The 17826-nt window shown below is 66.3% G+C and carries 20 protein-coding genes; 18 read left to right on the forward strand and 2 right to left on the reverse strand.

Annotated features, from left to right (window positions below; all coding sequences use genetic code 11):
* Positions 1 to 174 precede the first annotated feature (174 nt).
* Entirely contained in the window at positions 175 to 663 is a 489-nt protein-coding gene (locus OED01_RS03295; protein WP_264156975.1) for a YajQ family cyclic di-GMP-binding protein, read from the reverse strand.
* A gap of 188 nt (positions 664 to 851) precedes the next feature.
* Between OED01_RS03295 and OED01_RS03300 the strand changes: the two genes are divergently transcribed.
* The 7 genes from OED01_RS03300 (at position 852) to OED01_RS03330 (ending at position 8610) form a co-directional block, all read left to right on the forward strand.
* Complete coding sequence (locus OED01_RS03300; protein ID WP_264156976.1) at positions 852 to 2060, forward strand: sugar ABC transporter substrate-binding protein; 1209 nt, start codon at positions 852 to 854, stop codon at positions 2058 to 2060.
* A gap of 63 nt (positions 2061 to 2123) precedes the next feature.
* Entirely contained in the window at positions 2124 to 3737 is a 1614-nt protein-coding gene (locus tag OED01_RS03305; protein ID WP_264156977.1) for an ABC transporter permease subunit, read from the forward strand.
* A 1-nt stretch (position 3738) separates the two neighbouring features.
* Positions 3739 to 4626, forward strand: a complete 888-nt coding sequence (locus OED01_RS03310) for a sugar ABC transporter permease (protein WP_264156978.1) — start codon at positions 3739 to 3741, stop codon at positions 4624 to 4626.
* Between the two features lie 2 nt (positions 4627 to 4628).
* Complete coding sequence (locus tag OED01_RS03315) at positions 4629 to 6518, forward strand: glycoside hydrolase family 13 protein (RefSeq protein WP_264156979.1); 1890 nt, start codon at positions 4629 to 4631, stop codon at positions 6516 to 6518.
* A gap of 299 nt (positions 6519 to 6817) precedes the next feature.
* The gene (locus OED01_RS03320) at positions 6818 to 6970 is read left to right on the forward strand and encodes a hypothetical protein (protein WP_264156980.1); all 153 of its coding nucleotides are present in this window, start codon (positions 6818 to 6820) and stop codon (positions 6968 to 6970) included.
* Between the two features lie 86 nt (positions 6971 to 7056).
* Entirely contained in the window at positions 7057 to 8115 is a 1059-nt protein-coding gene (locus OED01_RS03325; RefSeq protein ID WP_264156981.1) for a DMT family transporter, read from the forward strand.
* 69 nt (positions 8116 to 8184) lie between these two features.
* Positions 8185 to 8610, forward strand: a complete 426-nt coding sequence (locus tag OED01_RS03330; protein ID WP_264156982.1) for a hypothetical protein — start codon at positions 8185 to 8187, stop codon at positions 8608 to 8610.
* 1 nt (position 8611) lies between these two features.
* Here the strand turns inward: OED01_RS03330 and OED01_RS03335 are convergent, their stop codons facing one another.
* The gene (locus OED01_RS03335; protein WP_264156983.1) at positions 8612 to 9259 is read right to left on the reverse strand and encodes a spermidine/putrescine ABC transporter substrate-binding protein; all 648 of its coding nucleotides are present in this window, start codon (positions 9257 to 9259) and stop codon (positions 8612 to 8614) included.
* 256 nt (positions 9260 to 9515) lie between these two features.
* On the opposite strand from OED01_RS03335, the gene rpsL reads away from it, so the two are divergent.
* From rpsL to rpsS, 11 genes are all read left to right on the forward strand, one after another.
* Positions 9516 to 9884, forward strand: a complete 369-nt coding sequence (rpsL, locus tag OED01_RS03340) for a 30S ribosomal protein S12 (RefSeq protein ID WP_017201609.1) — start codon at positions 9516 to 9518, stop codon at positions 9882 to 9884.
* Positions 9885 to 9889: 5 nt separating this feature from the next.
* Positions 9890 to 10360, forward strand: coding sequence for a 30S ribosomal protein S7 (gene rpsG / locus OED01_RS03345; RefSeq protein ID WP_264156984.1), 471 nt, complete (start codon positions 9890 to 9892; stop codon positions 10358 to 10360).
* An 87-nt stretch (positions 10361 to 10447) separates the two neighbouring features.
* Positions 10448 to 12562 (forward strand): elongation factor G, encoded by a 2115-nt coding sequence (fusA, locus tag OED01_RS03350; protein ID WP_264156985.1) that lies wholly within the window; start codon positions 10448 to 10450, stop codon positions 12560 to 12562.
* A 147-nt stretch (positions 12563 to 12709) separates the two neighbouring features.
* Entirely contained in the window at positions 12710 to 13900 is a 1191-nt protein-coding gene (gene tuf, locus OED01_RS03355; protein ID WP_264156986.1) for an elongation factor Tu, read from the forward strand.
* Between the two features lie 144 nt (positions 13901 to 14044).
* Positions 14045 to 14269 (forward strand): hypothetical protein, encoded by a 225-nt coding sequence (locus tag OED01_RS03360; RefSeq protein WP_264156987.1) that lies wholly within the window; start codon positions 14045 to 14047, stop codon positions 14267 to 14269.
* A gap of 441 nt (positions 14270 to 14710) precedes the next feature.
* Positions 14711 to 15019, forward strand: coding sequence for a 30S ribosomal protein S10 (gene rpsJ / locus OED01_RS03365; protein ID WP_017201594.1), 309 nt, complete (start codon positions 14711 to 14713; stop codon positions 15017 to 15019).
* An 8-nt stretch (positions 15020 to 15027) separates the two neighbouring features.
* The gene (gene rplC, locus OED01_RS03370) at positions 15028 to 15687 is read left to right on the forward strand and encodes a 50S ribosomal protein L3 (protein ID WP_264156988.1); all 660 of its coding nucleotides are present in this window, start codon (positions 15028 to 15030) and stop codon (positions 15685 to 15687) included.
* A 2-nt stretch (positions 15688 to 15689) separates the two neighbouring features.
* Complete coding sequence (gene rplD, locus OED01_RS03375) at positions 15690 to 16352, forward strand: 50S ribosomal protein L4 (protein WP_264156989.1); 663 nt, start codon at positions 15690 to 15692, stop codon at positions 16350 to 16352.
* A complete protein-coding gene (rplW, locus tag OED01_RS03380; protein WP_264156990.1) occupies positions 16349 to 16672 on the forward strand; it encodes a 50S ribosomal protein L23 in 324 nt (107 codons plus the stop codon). The genes rplD and rplW overlap by 4 nt, the downstream gene beginning before the upstream one ends.
* 20 nt (positions 16673 to 16692) lie before the next feature.
* Positions 16693 to 17532 carry a 50S ribosomal protein L2 gene (rplB, locus tag OED01_RS03385; RefSeq protein ID WP_264156991.1) on the forward strand — a complete coding sequence of 280 codons (840 nt, stop codon included), beginning with the start codon at positions 16693 to 16695 and terminating at the stop codon, positions 17530 to 17532.
* A 12-nt stretch (positions 17533 to 17544) separates the two neighbouring features.
* The gene (rpsS, locus tag OED01_RS03390) at positions 17545 to 17826 is read left to right on the forward strand and encodes a 30S ribosomal protein S19 (RefSeq protein WP_018171448.1); all 282 of its coding nucleotides are present in this window, start codon (positions 17545 to 17547) and stop codon (positions 17824 to 17826) included.

Here is a 17826-nt window from a genome sequence, read left to right on the forward strand (position 1 = left end):
AGGTCCGACGCGCGTCGAAGGCCTCTCTCGTTCCCCACCGGAGAGTCTTCCCACCCCGAGTGAGAAGAGGCACCGCCCACCAGCTTGGCCGATCGAGACCCGTATATCAGTATGTGATCGAGCAGCGGGCGCGACGGGGGACGCCACCCATCGGACGGCTGCGGGGAGGGGGTATCAGCGGTAGTTGATGAACTGCAGGTCGACGTCGAGGTCGGAGCCCTTGAGCAATGCGATCACGGACTGCAGATCGTCACGGCTCTTGGACTGCACGCGCAGCTCGTCGCCCTGGATCTGGCTCTTCACGCCCTTGGGGCCCTCATCGCGGATGATCTTGCTGATCTTCTTCGCGTTCTCGGAGGAGATTCCGTCCTTCAGAGAGGAGACGATGCGGTACTCCTTGCCGCTCGCGAACGGCTCGCCGGCGTCGAGGCTCTTCAGCGAGATGCCCCGCTTGATGAGCTTGGACTGGAACACGTCCAGGACGGCCTTCGCGCGCTCCTCGGAGTTGGCCTTGATGAGGATCTGCTCGCCGCTCCACGCGATCGAGGCGTCGGTGCCCTTGAAGTCGTAGCGCTGCTCGACCTCCTTGCGGGCCTGGTTGAGGGCGTTCTCGGCCTCCTGGTGGTCGACCTTGGAGACGATGTCAAAGGAGCTGTCAGCCATACAGGCAGTGTAGCGATCCTGATGATCCGGGGAACTCTTGGAAACGCTTCCACAGGACGCAGCCCCCGGAATGGTCGGTCACAGGTTGGTATCACCCTGCAGAGTCGTTGCAAAACAGGGTGATCTCGTTGCATACTGTAAGCGCTTGCAGTCCTGCAGGCCATCAGCACGCAGAGAGGCACACACCAATGAAGGTGAACAAGAGGGGCATCGTCGCCGCAGGCGTCATCGCTATGGTTTCCACGCTGACGCTGGCCGGTTGCGCGAGCGGCGGCACACCGGAAGAGGGCGCCGGCGAAGAGAGCACCGGAACTCTGACGGTCTGGGTGGATGCCGAGCGCGTCGACGCGCTGGCCGGAGCCGCCGAGGCGTACGAGGAGAAGACCGGCGTCAAGGTCGAGATCGTCTCCAAGGACGTCGACACCATCAAGGACGACTTCATCCAGCAGGTCCCGACCGGCAAGGGTCCCGACATCACCATGGGCGCGCACGACTGGCTCGGCGAGCTCTCCACCAATGGTGTGGTCGCGCCCCTCGAGCTCGGCGATTCCACGGAGGACTACCTCCCCGTCGCACTCCAGGCCTCCACCTACGAGGGCACCGCGTACATGCTCCCGTACGCGGTCGAGAACATCGCGATCCTGCGCAACACGGCGCTCGTCCCCGAGCCGGCCACCAGCTGGGACGACATGATCGCCAAGGGCGCCTTCGTCGTCGAGCAGGGTGCCGAGGGCAACCCCTACCACCTGTACCCGTTCCAGACCGCGTTCGGCGCTCCGGTGTTCGGCACCGACGACACCGGCAGCTACGACCCGGCCGACCTGCAGCTCGGCAGCGAGGGCGGCTTCGCGTTCGCCTCGTGGCTCGGCGCGCAGGGTGCGGCAGGCAACTTCAACACGGACATCGACGGCGAGATCGCCAAGCAGCAGTTCCTCGACGGCACGGCCGCGTTCTGGCTGACCGGTCCGTGGAACGTCGGCGCGGCCGTCGACGGTGGCATCGATGTCGCGATCGACCCGATCCCCAGCCCGACCGCCGAGGTGGCGTCGCCGTTCGCCGGTGTGAAGGGCTTCTTCGTCAGTTCCGAGTCGAAGAACAAGGTCGCCGCGAACGACTTCCTGGTCAACTACATCGGCACGGAGGACGTCCAGCTCGAGCTGTTCGAGACCGGCAACATCCTGCCGGCTCTGACGGCGGCAGCGGATGCCGCGGCATCCGACCCGATCATCGCCGGCTTCCAGGCCGTCGGCGAAGAGGCCGTCCCGATGCCCGCCATCCCCGCCATGGGCTCGGTGTGGGAGTACTGGGGTGTCGCCGAGGCCGCGATCATCAACGGCGAGGACCCGACCGCGACGTGGCAGAAGCTCGTCGACGACGTCACCGCCGCCATCAAGTAACGAAGTGCAACCCCGTCGGGGCGGACCAGGCGTCCGCCCCGACGGCTTCACCACGGGGAAGACATGACTGACACCGTCGAGACAGACGAGTCCACCGCGCCGCCCACCAAGCGTCAGCGTCAGGCCGCGCAGATCGCCGATGCCGCATCCGGCCACCTCGGCTGGATGCTGCTGAAGATCTTGCTGCTCGCGATCGTCGACGCCGTCGCGCTGTACGCGGTGTTCGTGCTCTTCACGCATCAGGAGTGGCTGGTGCTCGGCATCGTCGTGGCCGTCACGGTGCTGGTCAACTACATCTACTTCTCGCGCAAGCGCATCCCGGCGAAGTACCTCACCCCGGGGATCATCTTCCTCGTCGTGTTCCAGGTCTTCACGCTGCTGTACACCGGGTACATCGGCTTCACGAACTACGGCACCGGGCACAACGGCAGCAAGGATCAGGCGATCTCGTCCCTGCTGGCCTCGGCGCAGGAGCGCGTCGAGGACTCGCCGACCTACCCTGTCACGGTCGTCGAGCAGTTCGGCACGCTCGGCCTGCTGGTCACCGACCCCGAGTCGGGCGAGGCATCGGTCGGCACGGAGGAGCAGCCCCTGCAGGAGGTCGACGCGACCATGGAGGGCGCCAAGGCCGTCGGCGTCGACGGCTGGACCACGCTGACGTTCGCGGATGTACTCTCGCGCTCCGAGCAGATCGAGCAGCTCTCCGTGCCGTACAGCGAGGACCCCAACGACGGTGCGATCCGCACGCCGGACGGGCAGAGCGGCTACCTGTACATCTCCACGCTCGAGTACGACGATGCCGCCGACGCGATCGTCGACACGCAGTCCGGCGAGGTCTACTCCGACATCGGCACCGGTGCGTTCACGGCCCAGGACGGCACCGAGCTGCTGCCCGGTTGGCAGATCACCGTCGGCTTCGACAACTTCGTCCGCGCCGTCACCGACGAGAACATCCGCGGTCCGCTGATCTCCGTCACGATCTGGACGTTCGCGTTCGCGCTGATCTCGGTCGCGACGACCTTCTTCCTCGGTCTGCTGCTCGCGCTGGTGTTCAACAACACCAGGATGCGGTTCCGCAACGGCTACCGGATCATTCTGATCCTCCCGTACGCGTTCCCGGCCTTCCTGTCGGCGCTGGTCTGGGCCGGAATGATGAACGAGAGCTTCGGGTTCATCAACCAGGTCCTGCTCGGCGGCGCGGAGATCCCGTGGCTGACGGATCCGACTCTGGCGAAGGTGTCGGTGCTGCTGGTCAACCTCTGGCTCGGCTTCCCCTACATGTTCCTGGTGTGCATGGGCGCGCTGCAGGGCATCCCGGAGGACGTGAACGAGGCGGCCGTGATGGACGGCGCCAACCCGTGGCAGATCTTCCGGCGCATCAAGCTGCCGTTGCTGCTCGTAACGGTCGCACCGCTGCTGATCTCGTCGTTCGCGTTCAACTTCAACAACTTCAACCTCATCTACATGCTCACGAACGGCGGGCCGCGCTTCAGCGACGTGTCGATCCCCGTCGGGCACACCGACATCCTGATCTCGATGGTCTACAAGGTCGCCTTCACCGGACAGACGCGCGACTACGGTCTCGCGTCGGCCTTCACCATCCTGATCTTCATCGTGGTGGCGACGATCTCGATCGTCAGCTTCCGCAAGACCAAGGCACTCGAGGAGTTGAACTGAGATGAGCACCGACATCGCCTCGCGTCGCCGCCGGAGCTTCGGAGCCTGGTTCGCCGACACCGGATGGCGCCACCTCGTCGCCATCGTGGTCAGCGCCTTCGCGCTGTTCCCGCTGCTGTACGTGTTCTCGGCATCCCTGAACCCGAATGGCACCCTAACGGGCTCCAACCAGCTGTTCTCCGCGATCGGCATCGACAGCTACGTGCGCATCCTCACGGATCCGCAGAACCCGTATCCGCAGTGGTTCCTGAACACGCTGCTCATCGCCGTCGTGACCGGGCTCGTCACGGTCTTCATCGGCGCCTGCGCCGCCTATGCGTTCTCGCGCATGCGCTTCGCGGGTCGTCGCGTCGGACTCGTCACGATCGTCGTCGTGCAGATGTTCCCGCAGCTGTTGGCCGTGGTCGCGATCTTCCTGCTGATGTCGACCCTGGGGGACTGGTTCCCCGCGATCGGGCTCAACACCCACACCGGCCTGATCCTCGTGTACCTCGGCGGCGCGCTCGGTGTGAACACCTACCTCATGTACGGGTTCTTCAACACGATCCCCAAGGAGCTCGACGAAGCGGCCCGCATCGACGGTGCCGGTCACGCGCGCATCTTCTTCACGATCATCCTGCGCCTGGTCGCCCCGATCCTGGCGGTCGTCGGTCTGCTGTCATTCATCGGCACGGTCAACGAGTACGTGATCGCCAGCGTCATCCTGATCGACCCGGAGCAGCAGACGCTCGTCGTGGGTCTCACTAAGCTCGTCTCGAACCCGCGATATGCGGACTGGTCGGCGTTCTCGGCGGGTGCGGTCATGGCCGCGATCCCCGTCATGATCCTCTTCCTGTTCCTGCAGAAGTACATCGTGGGCGGCCTGACCGCCGGAGCCACGAAGGGCTGAGAATGCTGCCGCACCACGACGGGTCCCCGCTGTACGTCTCGCACGATGCGCCGGACCTGGGCGAGGTGGTGACGGTTCGGCTGCGGGTTCCGCTCGGATACGGACCGCTGGATGCCGTGCGCACCCGCTCCAATCCCGACCACGAACCGGAGTGGACGGACGCCGTCCGGCTGGGCCTCGCGGACGGCTGGGAGTGGTGGGAGGCTCCGATCACGGTGCGCAACCCGCGGCACGGATACCGGTTCGTGCTGCTGCATGCCGACGGCGGCATCGAATGGCTCAATCAGACGGGTCTGCACCGGATCGAGACCCGCGACGACGACGATTTCGCTCTCGTCGCGCGTCCAGCGCCGCCGTCATGGCTGCACGACAGCGTGATGTATCAGGTGTTCCCCGACCGGTTCGCGCGGTCGGCGCAGGCCGATGAGCATGCCTCGCCGGACTGGGCGATCCCGGCATCCTGGGACGACCCGGTCGACCCGGTCTCGCCGGGCCGTGGACGACAGTTCTACGGCGGTGATCTCCCGGGGATCACCGAGTGCCTCGACCACCTCGTGTCGCTCGGGGTGAACCTGCTCTATCTCACGCCGATCTTCCCTGCGGCGTCGAACCACCGCTACGACGCGTCGAGCTTCGACAGGATCGACCCGCTGCTCGGCGGCGAGGCGGCGTACATCGAGCTGATCGAGGCTGCGCACGCGCGCGGCATCCGGGTGATCGGCGATCTCACGAGCAACCACTCCGGCGACCGGCACGAGTGGTTCCGGGCCGCCTACGGCACCCCCGGCGCGATCGAGGAGGAGTTCTACTACTTCACGGATGCCGAGAACACCGCGTACGAGTCCTGGCTCGGTCACAGCTCGCTGCCGAAGTTCGACTGGTCGAGCGAGGAACTGCGCAGGCGCTTCGTGACGAACGAGGACTCGATCGTCGCGAAGTGGCTGAAACCGCCGTTCGGCATCGACGGGTGGCGCATCGACGTGGCGAACATGACGGGGCGCCTGGGCGCCGTCGATCTCAACGCCGAAGTGCGCACCCTGTTCGCCGAGGCGGTGCGGCGGGTCAATCCGGACGCCATCCTGCTGGGCGAGTCGACGAACGACGCCGCGAGCGATCTGCAGGGCGACGGCTGGCACGGTGCGATGACCTACCCGTCGTTCACGCGTCCGCTGTGGGGATGGCTGAGTGAGCCGGCCGGTATGCCGTATGCGGAATGGGACGGGACGGTCACGACCGAACCGTGGTTCTTCACGCAGCCGCTCGGGGGCATCCCGAGGTACACGGCGCGCGATTTCGTCGATGCCGTGACGCGATTCACCGCCGGCATCCCGTGGCGGGTGCGGCTGGGCAACATGCAGCCGCTGGACACGCACGACACGGCCCGCTTCGCGACGAACGCCGCCGAAGGGACCATCCCGGTCGCCGTTGGCCTGTCGATGACGCTGCCGGGCGTGCCCGTCGTGTTCGCCGGGGACGAGTTCGGCCTCATCGGCGCGGATGGCGAATCGAGCCGTACGCCGATGCCGTGGGGGAGTGAGAGCGACCCCGAGGTGGCATCGCGCCTCGACCTGTACCGGTCACTGATCGGCCTGCGTCGCGATCACCCCGTTCTCGCGACGGGCGGCCTACGGTGGCTGCACGTCGATGATGGGACGGTGGTGTTCGTGCGCGAATCGGCGGATGAATCGGTACTCGTGCTCGCGACGCGCGACGACGCGGAGCTCGTGCTTCCCGCATCCTCGGTGGCCGCAGCCGAAGCCGAGGCGTTGTTCGGCGAAGCGGTGCTCGCAGAGGCATCCGACGGCGCAGTGGTCCTGCGCGCGGACGGCCCGGCGTTCAGCGCGTGGGCGCTGCCCGGAGTGCAGGTCCCGGGCGGCGCGGCCGGTTCGTAACTCCGCATTGATCGGCACGCGCCCGGCCGCGTGCCCCGGAAAGTCGGGCATGTGCGGCTGCGGCGTCCCCGATCGTCGCCGTCGATGAGGAGTTGTGAACGCCCTGCCCGAGCGCCGATCGGTGGCTGTGCCCCGAGCGATCCTTGCAGATCGCATCCTTGCGTGTCCGGGTTGTGGTGGATGGACGCCTGCGGAACCCGCACGAACCCGGACACGCTCGCCGCGTGGGACCCGGCGCACGCCGCCCGCCCGGCGTTTCAATCCCCGCCGCCCAGTGCGGCCGGACGTACCGTGATCACATGGCACGGGTGGGAGGGCGCAATCTGGCGTTCAGCTGGTTCGTCGGCGTGCTGTGCGCGGGCGTCGTCGGCGTGCTCCTGTGGTTCGCGTTCCCTGCGGGGCCCGCTGTCGTCGAGATCGTCGGCAATGGTCTGCGCGAGCTCGTGCCCTGACCTGTCGACACGTCGGCACGCCTCCCGGAGCGCTCGCATGAGCGGCGATACCCTCGCAGTGCACATATCCGACGAGAGGCGCCCCCATGAGTGACCCCGAGGTTCCCCAGCCAGAGAAGCCGAAAGACGTCAACGACGTCGTCGACAGCGCCCGGGCCGGTCTCGATGAGGCCGCCGCAGCGGGTGCCGATGTTCCTGCCGCGCGGCACGAGCCGACCGAACCCGACGCCGCGTCCGAGCCAGCCGTCGACCCTGACCTCGCCGCGTTCGAGGAGATGGAGAAGGCGCACCCCGGGACGTTCTCGAGCCTTCCCGAGGGCACTCCGGCGGCGCGCGACGGCATCGCCGGCGGCGAGACGCCCGTCGTCGCGACCCCGACTCCCTCCGAAACGGCGGACGACGACACGTCTGCCGAGATCGCCGCGGCAGCCGCGGCGACCACAGCCATCGACGATCGTTCGAACATCGTCGCGGACGCGCCGACGTCCGTCACGTCCGTGTACGACGAGCCGCGCGATGCCGAGACGCACGTCCTGCCGTCCGAGCCGGTCGTCGTGGCGGCCGCAGCGCCGGCCGCCATGCAGCCGATCTTCGTGCAGGCCCCGGAGCCGCCGCGCGACCGCGGCAACCGCGGCACCGCCGGCCTCATCGGCCTGCTGGCGACGCTCGTGTTCGCGGTGCTGTTCCTCGGCGTCGTGCTTGCGATCGGGGCGATCAGCGGCGAGGTCATCGCCGACAACATCGGCGACGCGGCCCTCGCGCCCCTGACGACCTGGGGCTTCTGGACGCCGGTGGTCGTGTTCTTCCTGTCCTTCTGGCTGCTGGGCGCGATCATCAACCGCGGGCCCTGGGGTCGCTGGGTGATCTTCGGGCTGCTGGTCGGCGTCGCGTCCTACTTCGGTTACATCCTCGGTCAGCTGTTCGAGGCGCCGTTCTGGATGATCACGGCCTCGCAGGGGGCCGAACTGGTCAACGAGCAGCTGTTCTCGCCGCTCGCGATCGCGGCCTTCGTGCTCGGCCGCGAGCTCACCATCTGGTTCGGTGCATGGGTGGCCCGCAGCGGCGCCCGCAAGACCGAGCTGAACGCCGAGGCGCAGCGCGAGTACGAGCGCACGCTCGAGGCCGGCCCGACGCTGCCGAGGTAGACCACGAACACCAACACGCCGAACCCCCGCGGGCCCGAGTCCGCGGGGGTTTCGGCTGTCCTGGCGCTGGTGCTGTCGACGGTCAGCTTCTTCGCGCTCGCGATCGTGGGCCTCGGGGCGCTGAGCTTCGCGACGGATGCCGACATCATCACGGTCCCAGGGCTGGGGCAGGGACCCGGCATCGTCGGCATGGCCGTCGGTGTCGCGGTCTTCGCCGGCGTCGAGTGGGCCGCGGTGCGCATCGCCAGGCCGCTCTACCGTTCGGTGTGGGTGACCGCGCTGGCGACCGCACTGTCGCATCTGGTCGCGGTGGCTCTGTGCGCCCTGGTGGTCGCTGGGGATCCCGTCACTGCGCTGGCGGTCGCCGGCGATCTGGTGACGGGCGGGGCGAGTGCTGTGGTCCTGCTGGCCGCCGCGGTCGCGGCCTGGGGCGGCGTCGCCCTGCGACGCACACTGGCCCAGCATCCGACCTGGCCGTGGGAGGAAGAAGAGTAGGTCAGAGTCCGTCCGGATCGAACGGAGCATCCAGAGAACGCGTCAGCTCCTCGAGCATCGCCTCGATCTGCGGCTCGACGTACTGCGAGATGGCCGCCTGGACGGCGAGCCGGTGCCGGAGCAGGATGCCGCAGATCTCCCGCCCCACCATGTTCGCGTACTCGTCGGCGAGCGTGACCTCCTGGCGCAGCGCGGCCTTGGCCTCGTCGCTCAGCGGCGGCAGCGGGGGCAGCTCGGCGCTCTCCTCGTCGGCCAGCCCTGCGATCGTGAAGAGGAAGGGGGCGCCGGGGACGGGATCGGGGTCCAGCGGCATCCCCTCGAATTCCGGCGCGAGGTCCTCGCTTGGGCGGTAGCTGCGTGCACGATTGCGCGCGGACTGCTGATCGAGCTCGCGCTGGAGCATGGGCAGATTGTGCGCGGTGTAGTCGGCGACGGCGTGATCCACGATCGTCTTGATGCGCGTGGACAGCCCGTGCTGGACGCCGTGCGGAACGTTGCCGCCGATGCCGACCGCTGAGAGGATGGGGGAGCCGAGGCAGCGCCGGCACGGCGCGACGCGTCCGCGATGGGTGGCCGGCTCCCAGCGCGGCACCCAGCGCAACCAGGCCTCGACGGCCTGGTCGACCTGCGTCTCCAGTGAGCGCTCCACATCTCATAGGGTACTCACCCGCGCTGGCACTGGTCGGGAGGCGGTAGCACACGCCCTCATTTGACCGGGTATGTGACGCGGCATTACACTTGATCAGGTGTGTGCACGTCTCGGCGTGCCTGCACACGGGCTCCGGTCCATACCGGTCAGCCCCCACGGCATACCCACCACACCAAAAGCGCGTCGATTCCGGCGTGCCGGTGGGTCTGATGTGAATCCATCGCGCTGTCACCGTGCAGCACTACTAGGAGAGAACGTGCCAACCATTCAGCAGTTGGTTCGCAAGGGTCGTTCGCCCAAGGTCACCAAGACCAAGGCGCCCGCCCTGAAGTCGAACCCGCAGCAGGCCGGGGTCTGCACCCGCGTCTACACCACCACCCCCAAGAAGCCGAACTCGGCGATGCGCAAGGTCGCTCGTGTGAAGCTGCGCAACGGTACCGAGGTCACCGCGTACATCCCCGGTGAGGGCCACAACCTGCAGGAGCACTCGCTGGTGCTCGTGCGCGGCGGTCGTGTGAAGGACCTCCCCGGTGTGCGTTACAAGATCGTCCGTGGCGCCCTGGACACCCAGGCAGTCAAGAACCGTAAGCAGGCTCGTTCCCGCTACGGCGCGAAGAAGGGTTGAGTTAGATGCCTCGTAAGGGTCCCGCCCCCAAGCGCCCCGTCGTCAACGACCCGGTATACGGCGCTCCGATCGTCACGTCGCTCGTGAACAAGATCCTCGTCGACGGCAAGAAGTCGCTCGCCGAGTCGATCGTGTACGGCGCTCTCGCCGGCGTCCACGCCAAGAACGGTGAGGACGCTGTCGCCACGCTCAAGAAGGCGCTCGACAACGTGCGCCCCACCCTGGAGGTCCGCAGCCGCCGCGTCGGTGGCTCGACCTACCAGGTTCCGGTCGAAGTCAAGCCGCACCGCGCGAACACCCTCGCGCTGCGCTGGCTCGTCAGCTACGCGAAGGGTCGTCGTGAGAAGACGATGACCGAGCGTCTGCAGAACGAGATCCTGGACGCCTCGAACGGTCTCGGTGCCGCGGTCAAGCGCCGTGAGGACACGCACAAGATGGCCGAGTCGAACCGCGCGTTCGCTCACTACCGCTGGTAACAGCTTCGCCCGCCTCCGGCCACGCGCCGGAGGCGGGCACCCTCCCTCTCCTCGCAGCATCCCTGCAAGAAAGATAAGGACACTCCTGTGGCACAAGACGTGCTCACCGACCTGAGCAAGGTCCGCAACATCGGCATCATGGCGCACATCGATGCCGGCAAGACCACCACGACCGAGCGCATCCTGTTCTACACGGGCGTCAACCACAAGCTGGGCGAGACGCACGACGGCGCCTCGACCACCGACTGGATGGAGCAGGAGAAGGAGCGCGGCATCACGATCACGTCTGCCGCCGTGACCTGCTTCTGGAACAAGAACCAGATCAACATCATCGACACCCCCGGTCACGTGGACTTCACGGTCGAGGTGGAGCGCTCGCTCCGCGTCCTCGACGGTGCCGTCGCCGTCTTCGACGGCAAGGAGGGCGTCGAGCCCCAGTCCGAGACCGTGTGGCGTCAGGCCGACAAGTACAACGTCCCCCGCATCTGCTTCGTCAACAAGATGGACAAGCTGGGCGCGGACTTCTACTTCACGGTCGACACCATCGTCAACCGCCTGGGCGCGAAGCCGCTGGTCATCCAGCTGCCGATCGGTGCCGAGAACGACTTCGTCGGCGTCATCGACCTCGTCGAGATGCGCGCACTGGTCTGGCCCGGCGATGCCAAGGGTGACGTGACCATGGGCGCGTCGTACGAGATCCAGGAGATCCCGGCCGACCTCAAGGACAAGGCCGACGAGTATCGTCAGACCCTGCTCGAGACGGTCGCCGAGACCGACGACGCGCTGCTGGAGAAGTTCTTCGGTGGCGAGGAGCTCACGGTCGCCGAGATCAAGGGCGCGATCCGCAAGCTCGTGGTCGCCAGCGAGATCTACCCGGTGCTGTGCGGTTCCGCGTTCAAGAACCGCGGTGTCCAGCCGATGCTGGATGCGGTCGTCGACTACCTCCCCAACCCCCTCGACGTCGGCGCCATCGAGGCGCACGACCCGAAGGACGAGGAGAAGGTCATCGAGCGTCACCCCGACGCGAAGGACCCGTTCTCGGCTCTCGCGTTCAAGGTCGCCGTGCACCCGTTCTTCGGTCGCCTGACCTACGTGCGCGTGTACTCGGGACACCTGGACTCCGGCTCCGCGGTCATCAACTCGACCAAGGGCAAGAAGGAGCGCATCGGGAAGATCTTCCAGATGCACGCCAACAAGGAGAACCCGGTCGACTCGCTGACCGCCGGCAACATCTACGCCGTCATCGGTCTGAAGGACACCACCACCGGTGACACCCTGGCCGACATCAACGCCCCGGTCGTCCTCGAGTCGATGACGTTCCCGGAGCCGGTGATCGAGGTCGCGATCGAGCCGAAGACGAAGGCCGACCAGGAGAAGCTGGGTCTCGCGATCCAGAAGCTCGCCGAAGAGGACCCGACCTTCCGCACGGAGCTCAACCCCGAGACCGGTCAGACGACCATCAAGGGCATGGGCGAGCTGCACCTGGACATCCTCGTCGACCGCATGAAGCGCGAGTTCCGCGTCGAGGCGAACGTCGGCAAGCCGCAGGTGGCGTACCGCGAGACGATCAAGAAGGCCGTCGAGAAGTACGACTACACGCACAAGAAGCAGACCGGTGGATCGGGTCAGTTCGCGAAGATCCAGTTCACGATCGAGCCTCTCGAGCTGGACTCGGACAAGACGTACGAGTTCGAGAACAAGGTCACCGGTGGTCGCATCCCGCGCGAGTACATCTCGCCGACCGACCAGGGCTTCCAGGACGCCATGGCGGCCGGTGCGCTGGCCGGCTACCCGATGGTGGGCGTGAAGGCGATCCTGCTCGATGGCGCGTCGCACGACGTCGACTCCTCGGAGATGGCGTTCAAGATCGCAGGCTCGATGGGCTTCAAGGAGGCCATCCGCCGCGCGAACCCCGTGCTGCTCGAGCCGCTGATGGCCGTCGAGGTCCGTACTCCCGAGGAGTACATGGGCGACGTCATCGGTGACCTGAACTCGCGTCGTGGCCAGATCCAGTCGATGGAGGATGCCGCAGGCGTGAAGGTCGTGCGTGCTCAGGTTCCGCTGTCCGAGATGTTCGGCTACATCGGCGACCTGCGTTCGAAGACCTCCGGTCGCGCCGTCTACTCGATGGAGTTCCACTCGTACGCCGAGGTCCCGCGGGCCGTGGCCGACGAGATCGTCCAGAAGACCAAGGGCGAATAAGCCCTCGTCCGGGGAGGCCCAAGGCCTCCCCGGACATCACACAACTTCATAACGCTCTCTCTACTAAACTGAGAATCAAACCCCGTAGAGAACCGGTCACAAACCAGTGCCCGGCAATCTCTACACGAACGTCCTGAGGAGGACCCAGTGGCCAAGGCCAAGTTCGAGCGGACCAAGCCGCACGTGAACATCGGAACGATCGGTCACGTCGACCACGGCAAGACCACGCTCACCGCAGCGATCTCGAAGGTTCTTGCCGACAAGTACCCGTCGGCGACCAACGTTCAGCGCGACTTCGCGTCGATCGACTCCGCTCCCGAGGAGCGTCAGCGCGGTATCACGATCAACATCTCGCACGTCGAGTACGAGACGCCGAAGCGCCACTACGCGCACGTCGACGCTCCTGGTCACGCTGACTACATCAAGAACATGATCACCGGTGCTGCGCAGATGGACGGCGCGATCCTCGTGGTCGCCGCCACCGACGGCCCGATGGCTCAGACGCGTGAGCACGTCCTGCTCGCCAAGCAGGTCGGCGTGCCGTACCTGCTCGTCGCGCTGAACAAGAGCGACATGGTCGACGACGAGGAGATCCTGGAGCTCGTCGAGCTCGAGGTCTCCGAGCTGCTCGCCTCGCAGGGCTTCGCAGAGGACGCTCCTGTCGTCCGCGTCTCGGGCCTGAAGGCGCTCGAGGGTGACGAGAAGTGGGTCCAGTCGATCCTCGACCTCATGGACGCCGTCGACGCGAACGTTCCGGACCCGGTGCGCGACAAGGACAAGCCGTTCCTGATGCCCGTCGAGGACGTCTTCACGATCACCGGTCGTGGAACCGTCGTCACGGGTCGCGCCGAGCGTGGCACGCTGGCCATCAACTCCGAGGTCGAGATCGTCGGCATCCGCCCAACGCAGAAGACCACGGTCACGGGTATCGAGATGTTCCACAAGCAGCTCGACGAGGCGTGGGCCGGCGAGAACTGCGGTCTGCTGCTCCGTGGCCTCAAGCGTGAGGACGTCGAGCGCGGTCAGGTCGTCGTCAAGCCGGGTTCGGTCACGCCGCACACCGACTTCGAGGGCACCGCGTACATCCTGTCCAAGGACGAGGGTGGCCGTCACAACCCGTTCTACACGAACTACCGCCCGCAGTTCTACTTCCGCACCACCGACGTCACCGGCGTCATCTCGCTGCCCGAGGGCACCGAGATGGTCATGCCCGGCGACACCACCGACATGACGGTCGCGCTGATCCAGCCGATCGCCATGGAGGAGGGCCTCGGCTTCGCCATCCGTGAGGGTGGACGCACCGTGGGCGCCGGTACGGTCACGAAGATCATCAAGTAAGTACCTTCTCTTACTCGCGAAGCGGGGTCGGGCCTTCGGGCCCGGCCCCGCTTTCGTGGTCCCGGAGTCTTCCACTCGGCCGGTCGGGCCGACAGAATGGGAGCGTCGGCGCGAGGGCGCCGGCACGAGACCGAGAGGGATGCCATGGGAATCGAGAACTCGATCAACGGTGCCGTAGACAAGGGCAAGGACCTGTACGAGGAGCACAAGGACAAGATCGCCGAGGCCGTCAAGAGCGAGCAGGCCGAGGACATCAGCGACAAGGTGCTCGACGGGGTCGCCGACTTCGCGAAGAAGCTCGCGCCGGGGGCGGCGGACAAGATCGATGAGATCCGCGACGGCGCGGACAAGGCCGTCGGCAACGAGTAGAACAGCGTTCCGAAAGGGGGCCTCTCTTCACGGAGAGACCCCCTTTCCGCTGCCTCCGCAGCACGCCGACGGTCCCCGGACGCAAGCGCGACACGCCCGGGTTTGCGGAACCGAAATCACCCATGGCACAATAGATGAGTTCCACATTCCAGGGGTGCGCTATGCGTGCCTCGCGGATCACTACCAGGGCAGTGCATAGACGGCGTCTCGAAACGAGACAGCAGGGTTCTAGGCCGCGGGTAGCAGAACATCCCCGACACCTCTGCTGAGAGGTTCTGCCGTGCGCCGCGAGGCGTGCGGACTGACAGAAGAACAGTGGTGCGCAGATCGGCTCCCCGGAGTCCTTCGAGTGCCGAGGCGTGAACAGCGTCATCGTGCGTCCAATGCCCCTGGGTCACCCGGCCCAGGACGGTAAGACGCTTAAAGAGAGTGAGCAGACAAATGGCGGGACAGAAGATCCGCATTCGCCTGAAGTCGTATGACCACGAGGTCATCGACACGTCGGCACGCAAGATCGTCGACACCGTGACCCGTGCGGGCGCGACCGTCGTCGGCCCCGTGCCGCTTCCGACCGAGAAGAACGTCGTGTGCGTCATCCGGTCGCCCCACAAGTACAAGGACAGCCGCGAGCACTTCGAGATGCGCACCCACAAGCGTCTGATCGACATCGTCGACCCGACGCCCAAGGCCGTCGACTCGCTGATGCGTCTCGACCTGCCGGCTGACGTCAACATCGAGATCAAGCTCTGAGGATCGACATGGCTGACATCAACGCAAAGATTTCCAAGGGACTGCTGGGCACCAAGCTCGGCATGACGCAGGTGTGGGATGAGAACGGCAAGATCGTTCCCGTCACCGTCATCGAGCTCGCACCCAACGTGGTCACGCAGGTCCGCACCCCCGAGAAGGATGGCTACAACGCCGTTCAGATCGCCGCGGGCCAGATCGACCCCCGCAAGGTCAACAAGCCCCTCACCGCTCACTTCGAGGCTGCCGGCGTCACGCCGCGCCGCCACGTCACCGAGATCCGCACCGCCGATGCCGCTGACTACGCGCTCGGCCAGGAGCTCACGGTGGATGGTCTCTTCGAGGCGGGCCAGCTGGTCGACGTCGTCGGCACCAGCAAGGGCAAGGGCACCGCGGGTGTCATGAAGCGCCACAACTTCAAGGGCGTCTCGGCATCGCACGGTGCACACCGCAACCACCGCAAGCCCGGCTCCATCGGCGCATCGTCGACCCCGAGCCGCGTCTTCAAGGGCATGCGCATGGCCGGCCGTATGGGTGGCGAGCGCGTGACCGTCCTGAACCTCACGGTGCACGCCATCGACGCCGAGAAGGGACTCATGCTCGTCAAGGGCGCCGTCCCCGGTGCGCGTGGCCGCGTCGTCTACGTCCGCAACGCAGTGAAGGGTGCCTGATCATGGCTGACTCGACTCTCGCGCTCGACGTCCTGAAGGCCGACGGCAAGAAGGCCGGCTCCATCGAGCTGCCCGCCGAGCTCTTCGACGTCAAGACGAACATTCCGCTCATCCACCAGGTCGTCGTCGCACAGCTCGCCGCTGCGCGTCAGGGCACCCACTCGACCAAGCGTCGCGGTGAGGTCTCCGGTGCAGGCCGCAAGCCCTTCAAGCAGAAGGGCACGGGTAACGCTCGTCAGGGCTCCATCCGCGCGCCGCACATGACCGGTGGTGGCATCGTCCACGGTCCGAAGCCGCGCAACTACGCGCAGCGCACCCCCAAGAAGATGATCGCCGCCGCCCTGCTGGGCGCGCTGAGCGACCGCTTCCGCGGCGAGCGTCTGCACGCAGTCGAGACCTTCGGCATCGACTCCGCTCCTTCGACCAAGACCGCCGCGAGCCTGCTCGCCCAGGTCGCCGGCCCGAAGAACGTCCTGGTCGTCACGCAGCGTGACGACGAGGTGACGCTCAAGTCCGTTCGCAACCTGCCGAACGTGCACTGGCTCACCTACGACCAGCTCAACGCCTACGACGTGCTCGTCTCCGACGACATCGTCTTCACCAAGGCCGCACTCGAGGCGTTCATCGCTTCGAAGACCGGCGCAACCGAGGAGGTCTCGGCATGACCGAGCAGGCAACCGTCCTGACGACCGCTCTCAACAAGGACCCGCGCGACATCATCCTGAAGCCGGTCGTGTCCGAGAAGAGCTACTCGCTCATCGACGAGGGAAAGTACACGTTCCTCGTGGACCCGCGCGCCTCCAAGACTGAGATCAAGCTCGCCATCGAGAAGATCTTCGACGTCAAGGTCGCAGCGGTCAACACGATCAACCGCGTCGGCAAGGCCCGTCGCACCCGCTTCGGCACCGGCAAGCGCAAGGACACCAAGCGCGCCATCGTCACCCTGAAGTCGGGCACCATCGACATCTTCACGGCAATCGGCTGATCCGGGGGATAAGGACAATCATGGCTATTCGCAAGTACAAGCCCACGACCCCGGGTCGTCGCGGTTCGTCGGTGGCCGACTTCGCCGAGATCACTCGATCGACGCCCGAGAAGTCGCTGCTGCGTCCCCTGTCGAAGACCGGTGGCCGCAACAACCAGGGCCGCATCACGACCCGTCACATCGGTGGTGGCCACAAGCGCCAGTACCGTGTCATCGACTTCCGTCGCAATGACAAGGACGGCGTGAACGCCAAGGTCGCTCACATCGAGTACGACCCCAACCGCACCGCACGTATCGCACTGCTGCACTACTTCGACGGCGAGAAGCGCTACATTCTCGCGCCGAACAAGCTGAGCCAGGGCGACATCATCGAGTCGGGTGCATCGGCTGACATCAAGCCGGGCAACAACCTGCCGCTGAAGAACATCCCCACCGGTACCGTGATCCACGCGATCGAGCTCCGCCCCGGCGGCGGCGCGAAGCTGGCTCGCTCGGCCGGCACCTCGGTGCGTCTCGTCGCCAAGGACGGTCCCTACGCGCAGCTCCGTCTGCCGTCGGGCGAGATCCGCAACGTCGACGCCCGCTGCCGCGCCACCATCGGCGAGGTCGGCAACGCCGAGCAGTCCAACATCAACTGGGGCAAGGCCGGCCGCAAGCGCTGGAAGGGCGTCCGCCCGACCGTGCGCGGTGTCGCCATGAACCCGGTCGACCACCCGCACGGTGGTGGTGAGGGCAAGACGTCCGGTGGACGTCACCCCGTCACTCCTTGGGGTCAGGCTGAGGGTCGCACCCGCCACGCCAACAAGGAAAGCGACAAGTACATCGTGCGTCGTCGTAACGCCGGCAAGAAGCGTAAGTAGGAGTAAGAGAAGATGCCTCGCAGTCTTAAGAAGGGCCCCTTCGTCGACGAGCACCTGCTTCGCAAGGTGGTCGTGCAGAACGAAGCCGGCACGAAGAACGTCATCAAGACCTGGTCGCGACGCTCGATGATCATCCCCGCCATGCTGGGACACACCATCGCCGTCCACGACGGTCGCAAGCACATCCCTGTGTTCGTGACCGAGACCATGGTCGGTCACAAGCTGGGCGAGTTCGCGCCCACCCGCACCTTCCGCGGCCACGTGAAGGACGACAAGAAGGGCCGCCGCCGCTGA

The sequence above is a fragment of the Microbacterium sp. M28 genome (genome assembly GCF_025836995.1).
In the GTDB taxonomy this organism is placed as follows: domain Bacteria; phylum Actinomycetota; class Actinomycetes; order Actinomycetales; family Microbacteriaceae; genus Microbacterium.

Coding starts and splice junctions, on each gene's coding strand:
- OED01_RS03295 (WP_264156975.1), bottom strand. CDS start 663: ATGGCTGACAGCTCCTTTGACATCGTCTCCAAGGTCGACCACCAGGAG.
- rpsS (WP_018171448.1), top strand. CDS start 17,545: ATGCCTCGCAGTCTTAAGAAGGGCCCCTTCGTCGACGAGCACCTGCTT.
- rpsG (WP_264156984.1), top strand. CDS start 9,890: ATGCCTCGTAAGGGTCCCGCCCCCAAGCGCCCCGTCGTCAACGACCCG.
- rplB (WP_264156991.1), top strand. CDS start 16,693: ATGGCTATTCGCAAGTACAAGCCCACGACCCCGGGTCGTCGCGGTTCG.
- OED01_RS03305 (WP_264156977.1), top strand. CDS start 2,124: ATGACTGACACCGTCGAGACAGACGAGTCCACCGCGCCGCCCACCAAG.
- rplW (WP_264156990.1), top strand. CDS start 16,349: ATGACCGAGCAGGCAACCGTCCTGACGACCGCTCTCAACAAGGACCCG.
- OED01_RS03360 (WP_264156987.1), top strand. CDS start 14,045: ATGGGAATCGAGAACTCGATCAACGGTGCCGTAGACAAGGGCAAGGAC.
- rplC (WP_264156988.1), top strand. CDS start 15,028: ATGGCTGACATCAACGCAAAGATTTCCAAGGGACTGCTGGGCACCAAG.
- OED01_RS03325 (WP_264156981.1), top strand. CDS start 7,057: ATGAGTGACCCCGAGGTTCCCCAGCCAGAGAAGCCGAAAGACGTCAAC.
- rplD (WP_264156989.1), top strand. CDS start 15,690: ATGGCTGACTCGACTCTCGCGCTCGACGTCCTGAAGGCCGACGGCAAG.
- OED01_RS03320 (WP_264156980.1), top strand. CDS start 6,818: ATGGCACGGGTGGGAGGGCGCAATCTGGCGTTCAGCTGGTTCGTCGGC.
- rpsJ (WP_017201594.1), top strand. CDS start 14,711: ATGGCGGGACAGAAGATCCGCATTCGCCTGAAGTCGTATGACCACGAG.
- OED01_RS03310 (WP_264156978.1), top strand. CDS start 3,739: ATGAGCACCGACATCGCCTCGCGTCGCCGCCGGAGCTTCGGAGCCTGG.
- OED01_RS03300 (WP_264156976.1), top strand. CDS start 852: ATGAAGGTGAACAAGAGGGGCATCGTCGCCGCAGGCGTCATCGCTATG.
- OED01_RS03315 (WP_264156979.1), top strand. CDS start 4,629: ATGCTGCCGCACCACGACGGGTCCCCGCTGTACGTCTCGCACGATGCG.